Source organism: Belnapia mucosa (assembly GCF_016775475.1).
Classification (GTDB): domain Bacteria; phylum Pseudomonadota; class Alphaproteobacteria; order Acetobacterales; family Acetobacteraceae; genus Belnapia; species Belnapia mucosa.
In genome coordinates this window covers 129,455-148,552 of the sequence record NZ_JAEUXJ010000008.1, presented here as the reverse complement: position 1 = coordinate 148,552, position 19,098 = coordinate 129,455, and the positions used below count along the sequence as shown (strand labels likewise).

At 69.0% G+C, this 19,098-nt stretch carries 20 protein-coding genes; 9 read left to right on the top strand and 11 right to left on the bottom strand.

Features of this window, described 5'->3' with window-relative positions; genetic code table 11:
- The first annotated feature begins 1 nt into the window (after position 1).
- Entirely contained in the window at positions 2-787 is a 786-nt protein-coding gene (locus tag JMJ55_RS18820) for an ABC transporter permease (protein WP_202827134.1), read from the top strand.
- A gap of 25 nt (positions 788-812) precedes the next feature.
- Here the strand turns inward: JMJ55_RS18820 and JMJ55_RS18815 are convergent, their stop codons facing one another.
- A complete protein-coding gene (locus JMJ55_RS18815) occupies positions 813-1,649 on the bottom strand; it encodes a TauD/TfdA dioxygenase family protein (protein WP_202827133.1) in 837 nt (278 codons plus the stop codon).
- Here JMJ55_RS18815 and JMJ55_RS18810 point away from each other — a divergent pair.
- From JMJ55_RS18810 to JMJ55_RS18800, 3 genes are read left to right on the top strand one after another with little or no spacing between them, the layout of a single operon-like run.
- Positions 1,608-2,564, top strand: a complete 957-nt coding sequence (locus JMJ55_RS18810; RefSeq protein WP_202827132.1) for an SDR family NAD(P)-dependent oxidoreductase — start codon at positions 1,608-1,610, stop codon at positions 2,562-2,564. The genes JMJ55_RS18815 and JMJ55_RS18810 overlap by 42 nt on opposite strands.
- Positions 2,565-2,579: 15 nt before the next feature.
- Positions 2,580-4,157: an ABC transporter substrate-binding protein gene (locus JMJ55_RS18805; protein ID WP_202827131.1), complete on the top strand. Its 1,578-nt coding sequence runs from the start codon at positions 2,580-2,582 to the stop codon at positions 4,155-4,157.
- Positions 4,157-4,933: an SDR family NAD(P)-dependent oxidoreductase gene (locus JMJ55_RS18800; RefSeq protein WP_202827130.1), complete on the top strand. Its 777-nt coding sequence runs from the start codon at positions 4,157-4,159 to the stop codon at positions 4,931-4,933. The genes JMJ55_RS18805 and JMJ55_RS18800 overlap by 1 nt, the downstream gene beginning before the upstream one ends.
- Before the next feature lie 25 nt (positions 4,934-4,958).
- Here JMJ55_RS18800 and JMJ55_RS18795 read toward each other — a convergent pair whose 3' ends face one another.
- Together JMJ55_RS18795 and JMJ55_RS18790 are read right to left on the bottom strand one after the other, a co-directional pair.
- On the bottom strand, positions 4,959-5,897 hold the full coding sequence (locus JMJ55_RS18795) for a polysaccharide deacetylase family protein (protein WP_202827129.1): 939 nt from the start codon (positions 5,895-5,897) through the stop codon (positions 4,959-4,961).
- Positions 5,898-5,907: 10 nt separating this feature from the next.
- Positions 5,908-6,798, bottom strand: coding sequence for a polysaccharide deacetylase family protein (locus tag JMJ55_RS18790; protein WP_202827128.1), 891 nt, complete (start codon positions 6,796-6,798; stop codon positions 5,908-5,910).
- 117 nt (positions 6,799-6,915) lie between these two features.
- Here JMJ55_RS18790 and JMJ55_RS18785 point away from each other — a divergent pair, with 117 nt between their 5' ends.
- The 3 genes from JMJ55_RS18785 to JMJ55_RS18775 all read left to right on the top strand — a co-directional run bounded on the left by JMJ55_RS18785 (position 6,916) and on the right by JMJ55_RS18775 (position 9,716).
- On the top strand, positions 6,916-8,310 hold the full coding sequence (locus JMJ55_RS18785) for an amidase (protein ID WP_202827127.1): 1,395 nt from the start codon (positions 6,916-6,918) through the stop codon (positions 8,308-8,310).
- A 79-nt stretch (positions 8,311-8,389) separates the two neighbouring features.
- Positions 8,390-8,866: a DUF2934 domain-containing protein gene (locus tag JMJ55_RS18780; protein ID WP_202827126.1), complete on the top strand. Its 477-nt coding sequence runs from the start codon at positions 8,390-8,392 to the stop codon at positions 8,864-8,866.
- Between the two features lie 49 nt (positions 8,867-8,915).
- Positions 8,916-9,716: an LOG family protein gene (locus JMJ55_RS18775; RefSeq protein ID WP_202827125.1), complete on the top strand. Its 801-nt coding sequence runs from the start codon at positions 8,916-8,918 to the stop codon at positions 9,714-9,716.
- 10 nt (positions 9,717-9,726) lie between these two features.
- Here JMJ55_RS18775 and JMJ55_RS18770 read toward each other — a convergent pair whose 3' ends face one another.
- The 3 genes from JMJ55_RS18770 to JMJ55_RS18760 all read right to left on the bottom strand — a co-directional run bounded on the left by JMJ55_RS18770 (position 9,727) and on the right by JMJ55_RS18760 (position 12,559).
- Entirely contained in the window at positions 9,727-10,860 is a 1,134-nt protein-coding gene (locus tag JMJ55_RS18770) for a mandelate racemase/muconate lactonizing enzyme family protein (protein ID WP_202827124.1), read from the bottom strand.
- Positions 10,861-10,928: 68 nt separating this feature from the next.
- Positions 10,929-11,522 (bottom strand): NADPH-dependent FMN reductase, encoded by a 594-nt coding sequence (locus JMJ55_RS18765; RefSeq protein ID WP_202827123.1) that lies wholly within the window; start codon positions 11,520-11,522, stop codon positions 10,929-10,931.
- 14 nt (positions 11,523-11,536) lie between these two features.
- Positions 11,537-12,559 carry an LLM class flavin-dependent oxidoreductase gene (locus JMJ55_RS18760; RefSeq protein ID WP_202827122.1) on the bottom strand — a complete coding sequence of 341 codons (1,023 nt, stop codon included), beginning with the start codon at positions 12,557-12,559 and terminating at the stop codon, positions 11,537-11,539.
- A 256-nt stretch (positions 12,560-12,815) separates the two neighbouring features.
- Here JMJ55_RS18760 and JMJ55_RS18755 point away from each other — a divergent pair, with 256 nt between their 5' ends.
- On the top strand, positions 12,816-14,525 hold the full coding sequence (locus tag JMJ55_RS18755) for an HAD-IIB family hydrolase (protein WP_202827121.1): 1,710 nt from the start codon (positions 12,816-12,818) through the stop codon (positions 14,523-14,525).
- A 171-nt stretch (positions 14,526-14,696) separates the two neighbouring features.
- Here the strand turns inward: JMJ55_RS18755 and JMJ55_RS18750 are convergent, their stop codons facing one another.
- The 3 genes from JMJ55_RS18750 to JMJ55_RS18740 all read right to left on the bottom strand — a co-directional run bounded on the left by JMJ55_RS18750 (position 14,697) and on the right by JMJ55_RS18740 (position 16,491).
- Positions 14,697-14,918 carry a hypothetical protein gene (locus JMJ55_RS18750; RefSeq protein WP_202827120.1) on the bottom strand — a complete coding sequence of 74 codons (222 nt, stop codon included), beginning with the start codon at positions 14,916-14,918 and terminating at the stop codon, positions 14,697-14,699.
- Between the two features lie 24 nt (positions 14,919-14,942).
- Positions 14,943-15,365 carry a CBS domain-containing protein gene (locus tag JMJ55_RS18745; RefSeq protein WP_202827119.1) on the bottom strand — a complete coding sequence of 141 codons (423 nt, stop codon included), beginning with the start codon at positions 15,363-15,365 and terminating at the stop codon, positions 14,943-14,945.
- Between the two features lie 100 nt (positions 15,366-15,465).
- Entirely contained in the window at positions 15,466-16,491 is a 1,026-nt protein-coding gene (locus tag JMJ55_RS18740) for a zinc-dependent alcohol dehydrogenase (protein WP_202827118.1), read from the bottom strand.
- Positions 16,492-16,680: 189 nt separating this feature from the next.
- Between JMJ55_RS18740 and JMJ55_RS18735 the strand changes: the two genes are divergently transcribed.
- Positions 16,681-17,394, top strand: a complete 714-nt coding sequence (locus JMJ55_RS18735) for a CBS domain-containing protein (RefSeq protein ID WP_202827117.1) — start codon at positions 16,681-16,683, stop codon at positions 17,392-17,394.
- A gap of 59 nt (positions 17,395-17,453) precedes the next feature.
- Here the strand turns inward: JMJ55_RS18735 and JMJ55_RS18730 are convergent, their stop codons facing one another.
- Complete coding sequence (locus JMJ55_RS18730) at positions 17,454-18,194, bottom strand: universal stress protein (RefSeq protein ID WP_202827116.1); 741 nt, start codon at positions 18,192-18,194, stop codon at positions 17,454-17,456.
- 100 nt (positions 18,195-18,294) lie between these two features.
- On the bottom strand, positions 18,295-18,882 hold the full coding sequence (locus JMJ55_RS18725; protein WP_202827115.1) for a helix-turn-helix domain-containing protein: 588 nt from the start codon (positions 18,880-18,882) through the stop codon (positions 18,295-18,297).
- Between the last annotated feature and the right edge of the window lie 216 nt (positions 18,883-19,098).

Below are 19,098 nucleotides of genomic sequence, written 5' to 3'. Positions count from 1 at the left end.
GATGGAAGATGCCCTGCGGCGCACCGGTGGGCTGCTGAGCACGCTGGCGGTGCTGGTCGGATTGCTGGTGCTTTGGGAAGCCGCGGTGTGGCTGTTCCAGCCGCCGCCGATCCTGTTGCCGGCGCCGTCGCGCATCCTGACCGATTTTCTCGATACGCCCGCCTATTTCCTGCGCCAAGCGGGCTTCACCCTCTGGACCACGCTGGCGGGCTTCGGGCTCTCCGTCGCGCTCGGCGTGGCGCTGGCCGTGCTGGTGGTGAGTTCCCGCTGGGCGGACCGCATCGTCATGACGGTGCTGGTCATGCTGAACAGCCTGCCCAAGGTGGCGCTCGCGCCGCTTTTCGTCATCTGGATGGGCACGGGGGCGGAACCGAAGATCACCATCGCGCTGATGCTGGCGATCTTCGCCATCGTCGCCGATGTCGTGCTCGGCCTGCGCTCGGTCGATCCCGATGCGCTGGCCATGGCGCGGGTCAATCATGCCTCGCCGCTCAGCATCCTGCTGAAGATCCGCTTCCCCAATGCGCTGCCGGCGCTGTTCGTCGGCATGAAGGTGGCGGTGAGCTTCGCCCTGGTCGGCGCCATCGTCGGCGAGTTCGTCGGCGGCTCCGCGGGACTCGGCTTCGTGATCCTGACCGCGCAGGGACAGTTCGATACGCCGCGCGTCTTCGTCGCGCTGGTCATCCTCGGCGTCATGGGCACGCTGCTGTTCTACTTCGTCGACATGCTCGAGCGGCTATTGCTGCCGTGGCATGTCTCCCAGCGTGGCCAGGCCGGTGGGCATTAGCTGCCCACCGCCGCGCTGACGAAGCCTAGAGGATCGGGCTGCGGCGTAGCGTCCGCGGCTGCGACTCATCATAGGGCGTGCGCGCATGCTGCAGGCGCCGGTTGTCCCAAAGGACGAGGTCGCCCGGCTTCCAGACATGGTCATAGATGACGGCCGGGTCGTAGAGATACTGGCGCACTTCCGCCATGAGCGCCTTGCCCTCCTCGCCGGGTAGCTCGACGACTTCGACGCTGGAGAGCTTGTTCACCCAGAGCGCGCCCCGATCCCCCGGCGCCGCGCGCCAGACCATGGGATGCACCGCGGTCAGGGCTGTCTGCTGCGCCGCATCGTCCACGTTCCAGTCCTTCGCCAGCGCGCCGCGGAAGGTATAGTCCTGCCGGACATGCAGGCCCTCGATGCGGTTGCGCAGCGCCTCGGGCATCCGGTCCAGGACGGTCATGGAATCGGAGAAGCGGGTATCGCCGCCCGCATTCGACGGAACCGCGATCGCATAGAGGATCAGTGCCGAGAGCGGTTCCTTCTGGAAGAGCTGATCGGAATGGAAGTCGAGATCGCCCGTTCCGAAGACGCCGTCCTTGCGCACGTTCGAGACATGCTGCGCCGTGGCTTCCGCGCTGCGGATGCGGTTCCGCTCGCGTAGCTGCACGGGGCCGAAGATCTCGGCGAAGCGCGTCTGCTGTTCGGTGGTGATCTCCTGCCCGCGCAGCAGCAGCAAGCGATGCTGGCGGAAGGCGGCCCGCAGCGCGGCGCGCATCTCCTCGCCGGGATTGTCGCGGAGGTCGAGGTTGCGCACCTCGACACCGAAATGCGGGTTGAGAGGATGCAGATCGAGCCCTGCGGTCGGGGTGGTGATCCCGTCCATCGTCACCTCCTGCTTGCCCAGCACCGGAACCGTCGCGCGGGCACGATCATCAAGCCGATTTCTGTAGCCAGCGTAATTTCTTCCGCCACGCCTGTCGATGCCTCTTTGCGGGATGGACATCTTATGGAAGGCTGCCGGCCTTGCAATGGACAGCAGGGGCAAGTCCGCATGCGCATGCATGGCCGCCGCGTTGCGATTACCGGAGGTTCATCCGGGATCGGCCTGGAGACGGCGCGCCTCTTCATTGCGGAAGGCGCGCGCGTCGCGCTGCTGGATCTCAATGGTAGCGAGGCTGCGGCCTCGGCCTTGGGACATGGCGCATCCGGCATCCTGTGCGACGTCACCAGCGAAGCCTCGGTCCAGGCAGCTGTCGAGGCCGCGGGACAGGCGCTTGGTGGCCTGGATGGGCTGGTCAACTCGGCCGGCGTGAGCCTGTGGCGCCCACTCGCGGAAACCTCCTACGAGGATTGGCGGCGCGTTCATGCCATTGATCTGGATGGTCCGTTTCTCGTCACCCGTGCGGCGCTGCGGCTGCTGCGCGCGGCCGGCGGCGGCACCATCGTGAACCTGGCCTCGGGCGCCGGGATGCGGCCGCTGCCCAATCTCGGCGCCTATTGCTCGGCCAAGGCGGGGCTGGTCATGCTGACGCGCGCGCTGGCGCTGGAGTTCGCGGCCGAGAATATCCGCGTGAATGCGGTGGCTCCCGGCCCCATCCACACGCCCATGCTGGAACGCACGCTCACCCGTGTGCCGGACCGCGAGGCGAAGATGCAGGAATTCCTGGCACGCGTTGGGATGGGAAGGCTCGGCACGGCGGAGGAAGTGGCCAGGGCCGTGCTGTTTCTGAGCTGCGCGGAAAGCTCCTTCACCACCGGCGGGGTGATCGAGGTCGATGGCGGCCGGGTGCAGATCTAGCGAGAGAATGCGCGGATGAGGATCAAAGCCTTCCTGTTCGGGCTCGCCATGCTGGGCGCAGTGCCCGGTGTGCAAGCCCAGGAACAGCCCCTGCGGCTCGTGATGAACAACGAGTTGCAGACGCTCGATCCGGTCGTCTCGCCCTCGGTCGTGACGCGCGCCTTCGCCTCGATGGTCTGGGATACGCTGGTCGCGCCGGACAGCCAGGGCGTCATGCGGCCGCAGATGCTCGAAGGGTGGGAGATCAGCCCGGACCGCCTGAGCTGGAGCTTCAAGCTGCGCCCCGGCCTGGAATGGACCGACGGCACGCCGGTGACCGCCGAGGATTGCATCGCCTCGATCCGCCGCTGGGGCGCGCGCGACGGGCTGGGCCGGCAGCTTCTCGAGGCGACATCGAGCCTCGACGCCACCGGACCCGACAGTTTCGTGATGCGGCTCAACCGCCCCTTCGCGCTGGTGCTGGAGGCGCTCGGCAAGACGGCGACGCTGGTGCCCTACATGATGCCGGCGCGCATCGCCAATGCCGCCGGGACCACGCAGATCACCGAGATCGTCGGCTCAGGCCCCTTCGTCTTCCGGAGGGAGGAATGGCGCCCGGGCGACCGCGTGGTCTTCTACCGCAACGCCCGCTACCGCCCCCGGTCCGAGCCGGCCGATGGCCTGGCCGGCGGCAAGGTGGTGCATTTCGAGCGCACCGAATTCGTCAGCATCCCGGACCACGCCACCAAGATCGGCGCGCTGCAACAGGGCGAGATCGACTATATCGAGCGGGCGCCGCTCGACTTCATCGCCTCACTCAGGCGCGATCGGCGGGTGGTGGTGACCCCGGGCCGCGGCGGCGGCGAGGTCATGGGCGCGCTGACCTTCAACCACACCATCCCGCCCTTCAACGACGTGCGCATGCGGCGCGCGGCGCAGCAGGCCATCGAGCAATCCGATGTGGTGGCGAGCACCGGCCTGCCGCCCGACATGGTGCAGCAGCGCTGCCACACCTTCTACATGTGCGGCACGCCCTATGCGACCGAAGCGGGCACGGAGGCGCTCAAGACCCACAGCATGGATCGCGCCCGCGCCTTGCTGCGGGAGGCAGGCTACAACAACGAGCCCATCGTGGTGCTGCATTCGCGCGATTCGGCGCTGATCGACCCGATCACGCTGGTCGCCGTGGACCAGATGCGGCGGGCGGGCTTCAATATCGACCTGGTTTCCACTGATTGGAGTTCCGTCGCGCAGCGGCGCACCAACCGCAGCCCGATCGGCCAGGGCGGCTGGAATGTGGTGCCGCTGGTCTGGACCGGCTTCGATATGCCCGACCCCATCGTCAACCCGGCCATGGTGTACAACTGCGCCAATGTCTATCCGGGCTGGTGGTGCGACCAGCGCCAGGTTCCCTTGCTGCGGCAGTTCTCCGAGGAGCCCGACCCGGCGCGCCGGCGCGAGATCGCGGCGCAGCTCCAGGCCCTGGCGCATGACCATGTCAATGTCGTGCTGCTCGGCCAGTTCGCCGGGCCGGCGGTGTATCGCGCGGATCTGCGCGGTGTCCTCGATGTCGGCTTCCCGGTGCTCTGGAACATCCGGCGGGAGCGGCGCTGATGGAGCAGCGATGGGCCGTCGTCACCGGGGCGGCGGGCGGCATCGGCACCGCGGTCTGCCTGCAACTGGCGCGGCAGGGCTTGTCGGTCCTGATGCTGGACATGCAGGCGGCACCGCTCGCCGCTTCCGCCGAGCGGGTGCGCGAGGCCGGCGGGCGTGCCGAGACGATGGTGCTGGACGTGCTGGACCCGCAGGCGCCGGCCGCCGCGCTCGCACGGGCCGAGGCCCTGGGCCGGGTGGATGTGCTGGTGAACCTCGCCGGCGGTTCCGGCCCAAGGCCGGTCCGCACCATCGAGGAGATGGAGGACGAGCTCTGGGATCATGTGATGGCGCTGAACCTGACCAGCGCCTTCCGCTTCTCCCGCGCCTTCGTGCCGGGGATGCGGGCACGCGGCTATGGGCGGATCATAAACATCTCCTCGACCCTGGCCCGCGGCCGGAAGGGGCCGGTGACGACGCAGGGCGCGCGGCTCGCCTATTCGACCTCGAAAGCGGCGCTGCTGGGCTTCACGGCGCAACTGGCGAAGGATGAAGCGCCGAATGGCATCACGGTGAATGCGGTGATGCCCTCCCTGATCCTGGCCGAACAGGGCAGCCGCATCCGCGACCGGTTCGAAGCGCTCTCGGCCGAGCACAAGGCGGGCATGCTGCGCGACTTCCCGACCGGCCGCGCCGGAGAGGCGCATGAGGTCGCGGCAGTGATCGGCTTCCTCTGCTCGGACGCCGCGTCCTATGTCACGGGCGTCGGGCTGCCAGTGGATGGCGGATTCCTGTGAGGGAAGCGGGGGCTAGCCCCCGCTTCTAGCTGAGGCTTCCCGGATAATCCTTCCAGATGCTCGGCTCCAGCTCGAGATGGGTTTCCGCGGGATAGGTCGTCGCCCAATGCGCGATACATTCCTCGGCCGTCGGATTCCACAGCCCCGCATGGCCGCTCATCCAGCCCAGGAAGTCGTCCAGCATCTTCAGGCGATGCAGCCAGCCCATATGCTGGGGATGCAGCGTCATGTGGAAATGGCGCCCGCGCCCATGCTGCGCCTCGAATTCCGTGCGCCAGTTGCGCAGCAGCATGTCGGGATTCTCGAGGCCGGTGCCCTTGGTCGGGAACATGCAGAAATACTGGTCATCGAAATGGTAGTAGTAGGGCATGGCGAGCAGCGCCCGCCGGCTGGCGAAATCCGCCACCCACCAATGCGGCACGTCATCGGCCTGGCCGTTGCCATAATAGCGGTAGCCCGCCTCGATCAGCAGGTCGATCGTGTTCGGGCTGATGGTGCCGCCGGCGAAGTTGTCCGTCTGGCGCGACAGCATGAACCAGCCGGCGGGCGGCCTGCCAATGGCCTCGGCGAGGATGGCCGTGGTGCGATCGAGCCGCGCCTTCTCCTCCTCGCGCGAGAGGGTGGAGACATCCTCGTGGCGGAAGGCCTCGGCGGCGATCTCATGGCCCTCGGCGAGGATCTCCTTCAGCTTGGGCCCATAGACCTTCACCATGACCGCGGGCGTGGCGAAGGTGGCGCGCAGCTTGTGCCGGCGCAGCAGGGCGAGCAGGTTGTCGAGCCCTTCCTCGATGGCGAAGCGCGCGACCGGGGTGGACAGCTCCGCCGCGCGGATGCCCTCGCCACTGGAAGCGAGGCTGAGATCCACCGTGATGCTGACGGCGCATTGCTTGCCCTCCGGCCAGCGAAGCTCGGCATCCTGGATGCTGCGCTCGTTGGAAATCGTGTAGCGGTCTTTCCAGGGCATGGCGTCCTCCTCAGTTCCAACCGCCGATGGGGGGCTGCACCGCGATGCAGTGCCGCGCGACCGCCTCGCAGCTGGGGAACCAGACCCCGCCCTTCTCCTTCATCCGCCGGATCAGCCGGTCGAGCATCAGGATGCGCTGCGCCCGGCCCGAAACGAAGGGATGCAGGCAGATATTGAGGTAGCCGCGGCCCTGGGCATGCTGCTGCAGGAACGCCTCCCACCACAGCTCCATCACGCGCTCGGGGTCGCTGATGCGCTGCGCGGCGGTGGGCGTGCCCATCCAGGCGAAGGAGTAGAACATCGCATCATCGATGGAGTAGTGGAACGGCAGGTTGATCAAGACATTCCTGCCGTCGGGGTCGCGCAGATAATGCGGCCGGTGGCTGGCCGATCCGTTGGAGCGGTAGATATAGCCGAGCTCCCGCAGCAGGCCGTGGCTATGGCCGCTGCGCGTGCCGACACCGCGCTTCCCGGTCAGCATCTCCAGCGCTTCGGTGGAGCGGGTGAGGTGGTCGCGCTCCAGCTCCGGCTCCTTGGGGACGCGGTGCTCCCACATATGGTCGGTGACCTCATGGCCGCTCTTCGCCGCGGCGGCGACGGCCCGCGGGTAGAGCTCGCAGATGCGGCCCGGGGTGAAGATCGTGGCCTGGACGCTGTGGCTGTCGAACAGCTCGATCAGCCGCCAGATGCCGACCCGTCCGCCGAACTCGCCCTTGGCGAGCTGCATGGGTGGCTCATTCATCAGCCGGCGCAGCAGCATGGCGTCGAAATCGGCGGTGAAATTCACCGCGATCCGCGCGCCGCCTGGCCATTTCGGGTCGGTGATGGATTCATGCCGGACGAGGTGCCGCTGTGCGGCCGCGTCGATCTCGTCCAGCTCCGCGTCAAGATTTTCCGCCATGGCCGCTTCCCCATTCGAGGTTTCGCGGGGATGCTCCGTCACCAGGGCAGGACACGCAAGAGGGCCCGCCGAGGCCGGTGCGCCATTCGTCACGACGCCAGTGGGAGGATGCTCGATATGCCGAACTATTCGCCGAAGGATTTCCGTGCGCTGACCTGGCACGACGCCACGCCAGCCTTCGCCAGCGGCACGGATTCGCCGCGCGCCTATCTGGAGCGCTGCCTGGAGACCATCGCCCTGAGCGAGCCGGTGGTGCAGGCCTGGGTCGTGACGAACGAGGCCGGCGCCCGCGAGGCGGCCGATGCCAGCACGGCGCGGTGGAAGGCCGGCCGGCCGCTTTCCCCCATCGATGGCATGCCGCTCGGCATCAAGGACCTGCTGGAGACGCGGGACATGCCGACCCAGATGGGCTGCAAGGCCTATGAGGGCAATTTCCCGAAGCGCGACAATGCCGCCGTCTGGGCGCTGCGCGAGGCGGGTGCGGTGGTGCTCGGCAAGACGGTAACGACGGAGCTTGGCGGTGTGCATCCCGGCCCGACCACCAACCCCTTCGATGCGACGCGGACGCCGGGCGGCTCCTCCTCCGGCTCGGCGGCGGCGATCGCGGCACGCATGGTGCCGGCGGCGATCGGCACCCAGGTCGGCGGATCGATCATCCGGCCCGCCAGCTATTGCGGGAATTTCGCACTGAAGCCGACCCAGGGCGGCATCAACCGCGGCGAGCGCCAGGCGACCAGCATGAGCACGCATGGCCCCCATGCCGGCTGCATCGAGGATATGTGGCAGGTGGCGATCGAGATCGCCAGGCGCGCCGGCGGCGATCCCGGACGGATGGGCCTGTTCGGCCCCGCCACCCCGCCCGGGCCGCGCAAGCCGATGACGCTCGCGGTGATGGAGGCCGAGGGTTGGGCCCTGATGGATGAGGCGAGCAAGGCCGCCTTCGAGACGGTGATCGAGCGCATCCGCGCCACCGGCGTCACCGTGCTGCGGCGCGGCGACAATGCCCTGGTCGAGGCCTTCGAGCGTTCGCTGCAGGGTGTCCAGGCGCTCACCAGCGCCATCACGGGCTGGGAGAACCATTGGGGCATCCGCAACCTGATCGCGACCAGCGCGCCCGGCAGCGTCAGCCAGCGCAGCCAGAACGTCGTCGCCGCGGCGGAGAAGTGGACACCCGAGGATTACCGCGCCGCCATCCTCCAGCGCGAGGAGATCCGCGCGCGGCATGCGGCGCTTGCGCCACTGGTGGATGCGATCATCGCACCGGCATCGCCAGGCGTGGCACCACTCTGGACGCCGGATGTGCCGGGCCAGCCCCTGGCCAAGCGTCCGACAGGCGATGCGGTCTACAACACGCCGAGCTCCGCGCTCGGCGCGCCCGTGGTCACCTCGCCCATGACGGCCATCGGCGGGATGCCCATGGGCATCCAGCTTATCGGCCAGCCGCATGCCGATGCGGCGATGACGGCCATCGCGCGGTGGATGGTGAACACCATCGAACCGGCGGTCGTCTGATGGCGTCCCTGTGGCATCCAGCAGGCGACCGAGCCGGCCGCCCAGCGTTGTATCCAAGCTATTGAGTCAGGAGCGATCCATGCCGGACGAGGAACGCATTCGCCGCCGCGCCCATGAGATCTGGGAGCGCGAGGGGCGGCCCGAGGGCCGCCATGAGGCCCATTGGGCAGAGGCCTGCCGCGAGGTCGCGGCAGACGGGGATGGCACTGGCGAAGCGGCCTCATCCCCTGGCGTGAACGATGATGCACCCGCGCCGCCGCAGATGCCGGTCTCCGGCATCCTCGGCGGGCAGGTCGGGGGCGAGGGCGCCGCCAGCCTGTCGGGTGGGGTTGGAACGACCCTCCGCGAGGGCTCGGGCGCGGCCGGTGGTAGCGCCGGCGATGCGTCCGTCCTCCGCCCGGGCACTGGCGCGAGCATGGAGGAGAGTCCGCCGCGCCTAGGGCCAGCCCCGGTGCCGCCGGATGATGCGGGCCCCGGCCTCGCAGCCACCGGCTCGCCGCATGGTCCCTCGCCGGGTAATCGCGGCAAGGGGCGCAACAAGCGCGGCGGCGCCTGACCGCCCTCCAGAGGCTTGGGCTGGGCGCCAGCCCTTGCAAGGACATCGCATGCCCGACACCGCCCCCGGCACCAAGCCGAATGCGAGGCAGCTCGCCTCGCCATCCTACCGCCTGCCGGCGCTCGATCACGACTTCCTGCTGGGCGCCTCGATGCGGGGCGTCCGCTTCCTGCTGGAATTCGCCAAGGCGGATGAGGTGCTCCGCGCCTGGCATGTGCGGTCCACGATCGTGGTCTTCGGCAGCGCCCGCGTGGGCGAGGGCGGCGCTGGCCGGCATGCCTTCTGGTATGAGCAGGCGCGGGCCTTCGGCCGCATTGCCTCGGAACGGGGCGGGGCCTTCCGGGACGGGGAGGGGGTGCGGAACAATGTCATCGCCACCGGCGGCGGGCCCGGGATCATGGAGGCCGCCAATCGCGGGGCCCATGACACAGGGGCGCCGTCGATCGGCTTCAACGTCATGCTGCCGCATGAGCAGGAGCCGAATGCCTACTCGACGCCGGAACTGACCTTCCTGTTCCACTACTTCGCCATGCGCAAGATGCACTTGGCGATGCGGGCCAATGCGCTGGTGGTCTTCCCGGGCGGCTTCGGGACCCTGGACGAGATGTTCGAATTGCTGACCCTGCGCCAGACCAGGAAGGCGCCGGAGGTGCCGATCGTGCTGGTGGACGGAACCTATTGGCGCTCGGTCATCAATTTCGATGCCCTGGTCGAGGCCGGGATGATCGCGCCCGCCGATCTGGGGCTGTTCCGCTTCGCCGAGGATGCCGAGACCGCCTGGACCTGCCTGACCGAGCAGGGGCTGGAGGCGGTCTCCGCCCCACCCACCGCTAAACCCAAGGAGATCTGAGCCCAGGGCGTCAGCCGGCCCGGAACCGGTCCAGCGCGCTGCAGTCGATCTCAATGCCGAGGCCGGGTCCGTCCGGGATGCGGATCATGCCGCGCCGATGCTCGATCGGCTCGCGGAGGATGGCCTGACGGATCGGGTGCTCGGTCCGGTCGAATTCGAAGACCGGTTCGGCCGGGGCGAGGGACGGGGGCGTATGCGGCGGCAGCACCGCCATCAGTTGTAGCGACGCGGCCAGGCCGATGCCGGTGCCCCAGACATGCGGATTGTAGCGCACGCCGAAGGCGGCAGCCATGTCGGCGATCTTCTTGCACTCCGACAGGCCGCCGGCGGCGCAGGTGTCGGGCTGGATGATGTCCATCGCGCCGCGGGTCAGGACCTCGCGGAAGCCGAGGCGGGTGTATTCGCATTCGCCCCCGGCGATGGGGATCGTCAGCGCCGCCTTCACCGCGCGATACCCGGCCAGATCCTCCGGCGGCACCGGCTCCTCGAACCAGCCGATATCGAGCGGCTCGATCAGCCGGCCCAGCCGGATGGCGGCCATTGCGTCATAGGCATGGTTGGCATCCACCATCAGGCCGATCTCCGGGCCGATCGCCGCGCGCACCGCCCGCGCGGCGGCGACATCCTCGGCGATCCCGAAACCGACCTTCAGCTTCACGGCATGGAAGCCCTCGGCGGCATAGCCGGCGGCTTCCTCGGCCAAATAGTCGGGCGGGTTGCCGCCTTCCCGCCGATAGAGCCCGGTCGCATAGGCGCGCACCTCGGTGCGCAGCGGCCCACCCATCAGCCGGTGGCAGGGCACGCCGAAATGCTTGCCCTTGATGTCCCAGAGCGCGATGTCGATGCCGCTCAGCCCTTCGACCACGAGGCCCTTCTGCCCGTGGTCGCGCAGCCGGGCATAGGCGTCCTGCCAGATATGCTCGCTGCTGAGGGGGTCGAGGCCGATCAGCGAGGGCGCGAGGCTGCGGACCACGGCTTCCGTCATCCAGGCGGGCCCGTAGCACTCGCCCCAGCCGGTCAGGCCGGCGGAGGTCTCGATCTCCACCAGCATCGCCATGCGGGAGGCATACCAGGCACGCGAATAGGCGAAGGGCTGCGCCAGCGATGCTTCCAGCACATGGGTGCGGATGGCGGTGATCTTCATGCTGGGCCCCCTCCCGGATGATTGGGGGCAAGCTTGCGGACCGGGCCGGGCAGCGTCAACGCAGCGGGTCAGTAGGGCGGCTTCTGCCGGTCGCGCTGCTGCTGGGCCGCTTCCGCCCACCATTCCAGATCGGCCGCGAAGCGCGGGAAGGCGCGGTCCAGGGCCGCGCCGCCATCGCCGGTCGGCTTCCCTGCCTCGTCGAGCGAGGCGGTGATCGGCCCGGCCATGAGCGTGCTCGAGATGACGACCATCCCCATCTCGGAGAGGGTGCCGTGCCAGACCAGGTTGGCCCGCGCCCCGCCCAGCCGCCCGGCCGAATAGCTGGCGATCGCCGCCGGCCGCCAGAACCATTCCTCGAGGAAATGGTCGGTCAGGTTCTTGAGGCCGGGCTGGACGCCCCAGTTGTACTCGCCGGTGACGAAGACGAAGCCATCCGCCGCGCGAATCTTGCCGGCGAGGGTCTCCAGCGCCGCCGGCGCCGTCCCCGCCGGATATTCCTTGTACATCCGGTCGAGCATCGGCAGCCCGACCTCCCGCGCATCGATCAGCTCGACCGAGGCGCCGCGTGCCGCGAAGCCATCGACCAGGAAGCGCGCCAAGCGGATGCCGGTCCGGTCCGATCGGTAGGAGCCGTAGAGGACGAGGAAGTTCGGGGCGGCCATGGGATCTCCTGCGGTTACCGCCAACCAAGGGCGGGGGCGACGTGCTTCAGGATGCCGTCAATGACATGGGCGCAATAGCCGACGCCAAGCTGGTTGGGGATGGTCAGCAGCAGGGTATCCGCCTCGGCGATGCCCTCATCGGCGCGGAGCTGCCCGATCAGCGCCTCCGGCTCGGCGGCATAGCTGCGGCCGAAGATCGCGCGGGTGCGCTCGTCGATGAAGCCGATCTGGTCCTCCTCCTTGCCGCCGCGGCCGAAATAGGCGCGGTCGCGGTCATCCAGCAGCGGGAAGATGCTGCGGCTGACCGAGACGCGCGGGGTGCGGGCATGCCCGGCCTCGGCCCAGGCCGCGCGATAGGCGCGGATCTGCTTCGCCTGCTGGATGTGGAAGGACTCGCCGGTCTCGTCATCCTTCAGGGTGGAGCTTTGCAGGTTCATCCCCTGCCGCGCCGCCCAGACCGCGGTGGCGTTGGAGCCGGAGCCCCACCAGATGCGCTCGCGCAGCCCCTCGGCATGCGGCTCCAGCCGCAGCAGCCCGGGCGGGTTGGGGAACATCGGCCGCGGGTTGGGCCGGGCGAAACCCTCGCCCCGCAGGACGTCGAGGAAGACCTCGGCATGGCGGCGGCCCATATCGGCATCCGTCTCGCCCTCGGCGGGGGCGTAGCCGAAATGCCGCCACCCATCGATCACCTGCTCGGGCGAGCCACGGCTGAGGCCGAGCTGGAGCCGGCCGCCGCTGATGAGGTCGGCCGCGCCGGCATCCTCCGCCATATAGAGCGGGTTCTCGTAGCGCATGTCGATGACGGCGGTGCCGAGCTCGATGCGGCTGGTCTTAGCGCCCATCGCCGCCAGCAGCGGGAAGGGCGAGGCGAGCTGGCGGGCGAAGTGATGCACGCGGATATAGGCGCCATCCGCCCCCAGCTCCTCCGCCGCGACGGCGAGGTCGATGGATTGCAGCAGCGCATCGCCGGCGGAGCGGGTCTCGGAATGGGGCGAGGGCGCCCAATGGCCGAAGGACAGGAAGCCGATCTTCTTCATGACGGGAGAGGGTCCGGATGGGCGGCCCGGGGATGATCCGCCGGGGCTTGGTTGCCGCTGCATATGGGATGCCCCGGCTTTGCCCGCCCATCACCGCGGTGAATGACCGTCATCGCCGCCGGGGCCGACTGTTCCGCACGGTAGTCCGATCGCCCGATGGCGAGGAGCGGCGCCCTGATTCAGGTCAGGGCGCGTGGCGGCCCATGGGCCAGTCTGGAGTCGCCGCACGAGCGATGGCGCCGATGGAGAATGCGCGATGTATTTCCTTGCGCTGGCGACGGATTACGACGGCACGATCGCCCGCGACGGCGTGGTCCGGGCCGAGACCTGGGCCGCGCTGCGGCGCCTGAAGGGGGCCGACCGCCGGCTGCTGCTGGTCACCGGCCGCGAACTGCCGGCGATCCTGGCGCTGCTGCCGGAGCCGGCGCTGTTCGACCGAATCATCGCGGAGAATGGCGCCGTCATCCATGATCCGGCTAAGGAGACGGAGCGGCTGCTGGCGCCACCGCCACCCCCCGCCTTCGTGCAGCGCCTGCACGACGGACAGGTGGCGCCGCTCTCGGTCGGCCGCTGCATCCTGGCGACCTGGGAGCCGCACCAGACAGCGGTGCTGGAAGCGATCCACGATCTCGGGCTGGAACTGCAGATCTCCTTCAACAAGGGCGCGGTGATGGTCCTGCCCTCCGGCGTGAACAAGGCGACCGGGTTGCAGGCCGCACTGGCGGAGCTTGGGATCGCCATGCCCAATGTCGTCGGCGTCGGCGATGCGGAGAACGACCACGCCTTCCTGCGCGCCTGCGGTTGTTCCGTGGCGGTGGCGAATGCGCTGCCGATGGTGCGCTGCGACGCGGATCTCCGCATGGCGGGCGATCACGGGGCCGGTGTCGAGGAGCTGGTCGATCTCCTGATCGGGAAGGATGCGATGCTGGCGCCGGCCCATAAGCACGGCCCCTGGCTCGGGCGCGACCGCGAGGGCGGGAAGCTGTATCTCCGCCCCGGCGATGGCTGTGCGCTGGTGCTGGGGCCTTCCGGCGCGGGCAAATCCACCCTCGCCACCGCGCTGACGGAGCGGATCACGCAATGCGGGCTGGAATTCTGCGTGGTGGACCCGGAGGGCGATTATGTGAAGCTCAGCGACGCGGTCCGCATCGGCAGCCTGGAAACGCCGCCCAGCGCCACGGAGGCGCTGCGCCTGATCTCGCAGGCGGGGGTGAATGTCGTCGTCAATACCCAGGCGATGATGGTCCCCGCGCGCCAGGCCCTGTTCACCGATCTGCTGCATCAGACGGCGCATCTGCGGGCCCGCACCGGCCGGCCGCACTGGCTGCTGATCGACGAGGCGCATGAGCTGCTGCCCGCGGCGGGCCACGCGGCGCCCGCCTTGCTCGACCAGGACCTGGCCGCCACCGTCCTGATCACCCTGGCGCCGGCTGCCTTGAGCCGAGAGGCCCTCGCCGCGGTGCGGGTGATCCTGGCGCTGGGCGCCAACCCGGCGGAGCTGATCCGCGACGTCGCCCGGCTGATCGGCCATGCCGCCCCGGATTGTCCCGAGACCGCAGCGGGTGAGGCGCTGTGCTGGCGCCCCGGCTCGGCCGAGCCGCCGGTGCCGCTGCGGCTGGAACGCCCGGATCAGGACCATCGCCGCCATGCCGGGAAATATGCCATCGGCGATGTCGGCGAGCAGCGCAGCTTCTATCTCCACGATCTGCGGCACGACCGTTTCATCCGGGCGCGCAATCTCTATGAGTTCCTGGACCAGGGCTGCATGATCGACGACCGGAGCTGGGAGCGGCACCTGCGGGCGGGCGATTTCTCCGCCTGGTTCCGCGATGTCATCCGGGATGACGGCCTCGCCCGGGAAGCCCTGCGGGTGGAGGCGGATCACGGCTTGGGTGCGGCGGAGAGCCGGCGCCTGATCCGCAACGCGATCTGGCGCCGCTATGCCGCGCCGGCCCAATGCCCCTGACGGCTTAAGAACTCCCCACAAAACCGCTTCGCGGCCTTGCGGGCGCCCCGGATCAACGCTCAACTCCCAAGGCCTCGCGGAGCCTTCCGCGGCAAAGCCGCGGAAGGACACCAAGCAAAGGTCGGTTCTGATCGATGCCCTAGGTCATGGCGCCAGTCCCGGGCAGCGGGCTCAGGGTTCCAGCCCGCGCTCCTCCCGTTCCAGGCGCAGATATTCGCGCGCCAGGTCGAGGCTCGATTGCAGGGTCGCCAGCACCCGACGAGCCCGATCGGCCGCATAGGGATGGTTGTCCCTCTCCATGGCCTCGGCGATGGCAATCAGGCGGGCAATGGACTCCTCGCCGTCGCGGATATGGCGCTCGGGTGGGGTGAGGGAGGCATCGGGCTGGTTCATGCTCGGCTCCTCGCAACGAGACCCTCAGCGGAGGATCTCGAAGAACCTGTTCTCCTCGTTCAGCTGCGCATGCTCCATGGCGCGGAAGTCATACCGGGAGACGATGCCGGTGACGCAGCCGTCCCGGCATACCGGAAGATGCCTGAATCCGGCATCGTCCAGGATGCGCAGCGCATCCATGGCCTGCTGGTCCGGCGAGAGGGTCACCGGATCGGGGGTCATCACCTGCGCGAGGCGCGTGGACTTGCCGTCCAGCCCTTCGGCCAGGCAATGGATCGCGTCCCGCCCGGTGAAGATCCCCGCCAGACGGTTGCCATCCGTCACCACCAGGACGGCCCCGACGCGCCGCTGATGCATCGCGGCACAGGCCTGCGCCACGGTCGCATCGGGCGGCATGGTGAGTGGATTCTGGTGGCGCACGATCTCGGCGCCGGTGCGGTCCTGCATGGTTGCTTGTCCTGGACGAGACGACACACAATCGAGCGGGGGACAGGCCCGAGCCCTGATCTGGGTCAGGGGCGGCCTGTCGGTCTATCGAGGCGCTGCGTCACGCATCCCCGATGCGGAGGACCACGCGGCCTTCGATCCGCGCCTCCCGCATCTCGCGGAAGACGTCGTTGACCTCGTCCAGCCGGCGGTAGGTGAAGCGTGCCGCCACCTTCCCCTCGGCCGCGAAACCCAGCGATTCCTCGAGATCCTGCCGCGTGCCGACGATCGACCCACGCACCGTGATGCGCTTCAGCACGGTATCGAAGATCGGCAGGCAGAGGCGCCCGGGCGGCAGGCCCACCAGCGACATCGTCCCGCGTGCGCGGAGCAGCCGGAATGCCTGCTCGATCGCGGCCGGAGACACGGCGGTGACGACCGCGCCATGCGCCCCGCCCTGCTTCTCGAAATCGGCGAGTGCGTCCTCCTGGCGGGCATCGATGACGAGATCGGCGCCCAGTTCCCGCGCCAGCGCCAGCTTCTCCGCATGGATATCGATGGCGGCCACATGCAGGCCCATCGCCTTGGCATATTGGACGGCCATATGGCCGAGCCCGCCGATGCCGGAGATGAGCACCCACTCGCCGGGCCGAGCCTCGGTTTCCTTGATGGCCTTGTAGACCGTCACACCGGCGCAGAGCACCGGCGCGGCCGGCGCCATGGGCAAGGCCGCTGGCAGGAGCCCGACATAATTCGGATCCGCCAGGGCGTATTCGGCAAAGCTGCCATTGACCGAATAGCCGGAATTCTTCTGATCCGGGCAGAGCGTCTCCCAGCCGGTCCGGCATTGGGCACAATAGCCACAGGCCGAATGCAGCCAGGGGATGCCCACCCGATCCCCTTCCCGCAACCGACGAACATTCCGGCCGAGGCCTGCGACATGGCCGACGCCCTCATGGCCCGGGATGAAGGGAAGGCGTGGCTTGACCGGCCAGTCCCCGCTGACGGCATGCAGATCCGTATGGCAGACGCCGGTGGCGGCGATCCGCACCAGGATCTGGTCCGGACCCGGCTCGGGGATCGGCATGTCCTCGATCACGAGAGGTGCGCCGAATTCCCGCGCGACCGCGGCCTTCATCATTGCCATGGATGCCTCCTGCCCTGCGCCCGCCACAAGGGGTGGTTCGAGCGAGCCTCCGCATCCCTACCAGCCGCGCGACGAAGCAGCCTTGACCTGGGTCAATCCGCACCGGCGGCCGGCTTGATCTGGATCATGGTGTCCCTGCCGCCTGCCAGCATCCTGCAGTCGGGGAAAGCCAATCCCAGGGAGGATGCCATGCAGACCCGACCCCTGCTTGCCAAGGACCTGATGACGCGGGGCGTGCTCACCGTGCCCCCCGGCATGCCGGTGAATATCCTGGCGCAGATGCTGACCCAGCGCGGCATCTCCGCCGTGCCGGTCGTGAGCGAGACCGGCCAGGTGCTGGGGATCGTGACCGAGGCCGACCTGCTGCGGCGGCTGGCGAGTGCGGAGGATCCGAAGAAGGGGTTGCTGGCGCAGATCCTGTCGAGCCAGAACCGGCAGGCCGCGCGCTATGCCCGCACGCATGGCCGCACGGCAGGCGACATCATGACCACGGGGGTCATCACCGTGGAGGAGGAGACGAGCGCCGCCCATATCGCGCATCTGCTGGAGGAGAAGGGGATCAAGCGGGTTCCCGTCCTGCGGCAGGGCAAGCTGGTCGGCCTCGTATCCCGGACGGATCTGCTGCATGCGGTGCTGGACCCGCCGCCATCGATCAAGGCCGAGGCCGGGACGGAGGATGAGCAGATCCTGCGCGCGATCGAGGATGAGCGCGGGCGGCAGCCCTGGTCCAATGGCGCCTTCGTCTTCGCGGATGTGACGGATGGCGTCGTGCGGCTCCATGGGATCGTCCGTTCGGAGGAGATCCGGCGCGGCATGTGCATGCTGGCCCAGCGCATCGAGGGCGTGAAAAGGGTGATCGACGAGATGAGCGTCACTTCCGGCGTGGTGATGCCGGGGCTGTAGCCCCTGGCATTGCCGCCGGGCAGGTCCGGTGCAGGCGCCAGGCCGCCGAGGGCCCGGGCTCAGCCGCTGATCAGCCAGCATGGATGCGGCTGGCCGGCCCCGCTGCCATCGATCCCGAAGGGACAGAGCCTCTCGCCGGCGCCGGAGACGATCAGGTCGGCGCCCAATTCCTGCGCGGCGAGGGTGACCTGGTTGGATGCGCAGCCTTCCACCGGCTCATGCCAGGTCGCTTCAGCGCGCACGCCTTGACGCGACAGGTCGGCAACCGCATCGGACAGCTCTCCGCCCGTGCCGCTATCCCCTGGCGAGGCATTGCGGAGGGGCAGGATCCGCACCCGCTCGGCCAGTCGCAGGAGCGGCAGGGCCGCGGTGACGGCGCGCCGGGCCTGCGGGGTATCGCTCCAGGCGACGAGGATATGCGAGGCATCCAGCACACGCGCCCGGTCCGGCACCAGGAGGATCGGGCATCCAACCTGTCCGGCAAGGCTCTCTGATGCCCCGGACTGCCCGTCCAGGACAGGGCCGAGGATGAGGAGATCAGCGGACCCTGCCTCGCGCGCGAGCGCCGTGACGAGAGGTGCCACGAAGGCCCGCCACTCGCGGTGCCTCGCGGCCCTGCTGGTGATCGCGTGAAAACGCCTCTCGGCTGATCGCAGGTCGTTGGCCGATGCCAGCGGGTCGGCGACGAGGCCGATCAGCGTCGCCTCGAAGCGGTCGGCCAGGTCGGCCGCGAGGAAAAGGCGGGCATCGGATGAAGCATCCCATCCGGCCTGCACCAGGAGCATCTTGTAGCTCCACATCCCTCCTTCCTCCCGACTGGATCCCGGCATCTCCTGCCAGAGAGTGGCGCAGTCGGATGGAGGCGACGCTGATCCGGATCAAGCGGCCGCCGAGGCGAGGCTAGAGGATATCCTCGTCGGCCTGCTCCTCAAGGGCATCGCGGTCGAGGATGCGCAGCTTGTGGCAGCCCTGGTCGGCGATGATGCGGTTCTTGCGGAGGGCGGTGAGCGTGCGGCTGATCGTCTCCGCGGTCAGGCCGAGATAGTCGGCGATGTCGTAGCGCGACATCGGCAGTTCGACGATGTCGTCGGGGCCCTGGCCGCGCTTGACGAGGTCGAGCAGGAAGGCGGCGACGCGTTCGCTGGCGGTCCGGCGCCCGAGCAGGATGAAGCGGTCCTGCGCCGCCGCCAGCTTCTCGAGCGTATAGGCCTGCCAGGACTGCGCGACGGTGGAGTCGCGATCCACCCAGTCGTTGATCTCCCCGCGCGGGAAGGCGATCAGCACCACATCGGTGACGGCCTCGGCGAAGAAGCGGTGGTGGCTGACGCCGTCGAGGCCGAAGAGCTCACCGGCCAGGGCGAATTGGGCGACGAGGCGCCGGCCATCCGGCAGCAGGCGGCAGGTGCGGACGGTGCCCGAGACGACCTTGTAGAGCTGGTCGGCGGCCTTGCCCTCGGCATAGATCTCGCTCCCGCGCTGGAACCGCATGACGCGTCCCGAAAGCGGTTGCGGCGCACGGCCCGTGCCGGCACCCCGCAGGCCGAGCATGGGGAACGGAAAAGCCGGGAGAGGCGTGGCGCTGCGGAGGGTGCTGGCGACCTGCATCGGGGTCTTCCACCTGCTGAGTTGGTGGATGCTGGTTAGCCCGCCATCCAGGGCGCCGAATATTCGGGAAATATCCTATACGGAATTCTACGTAAGCCG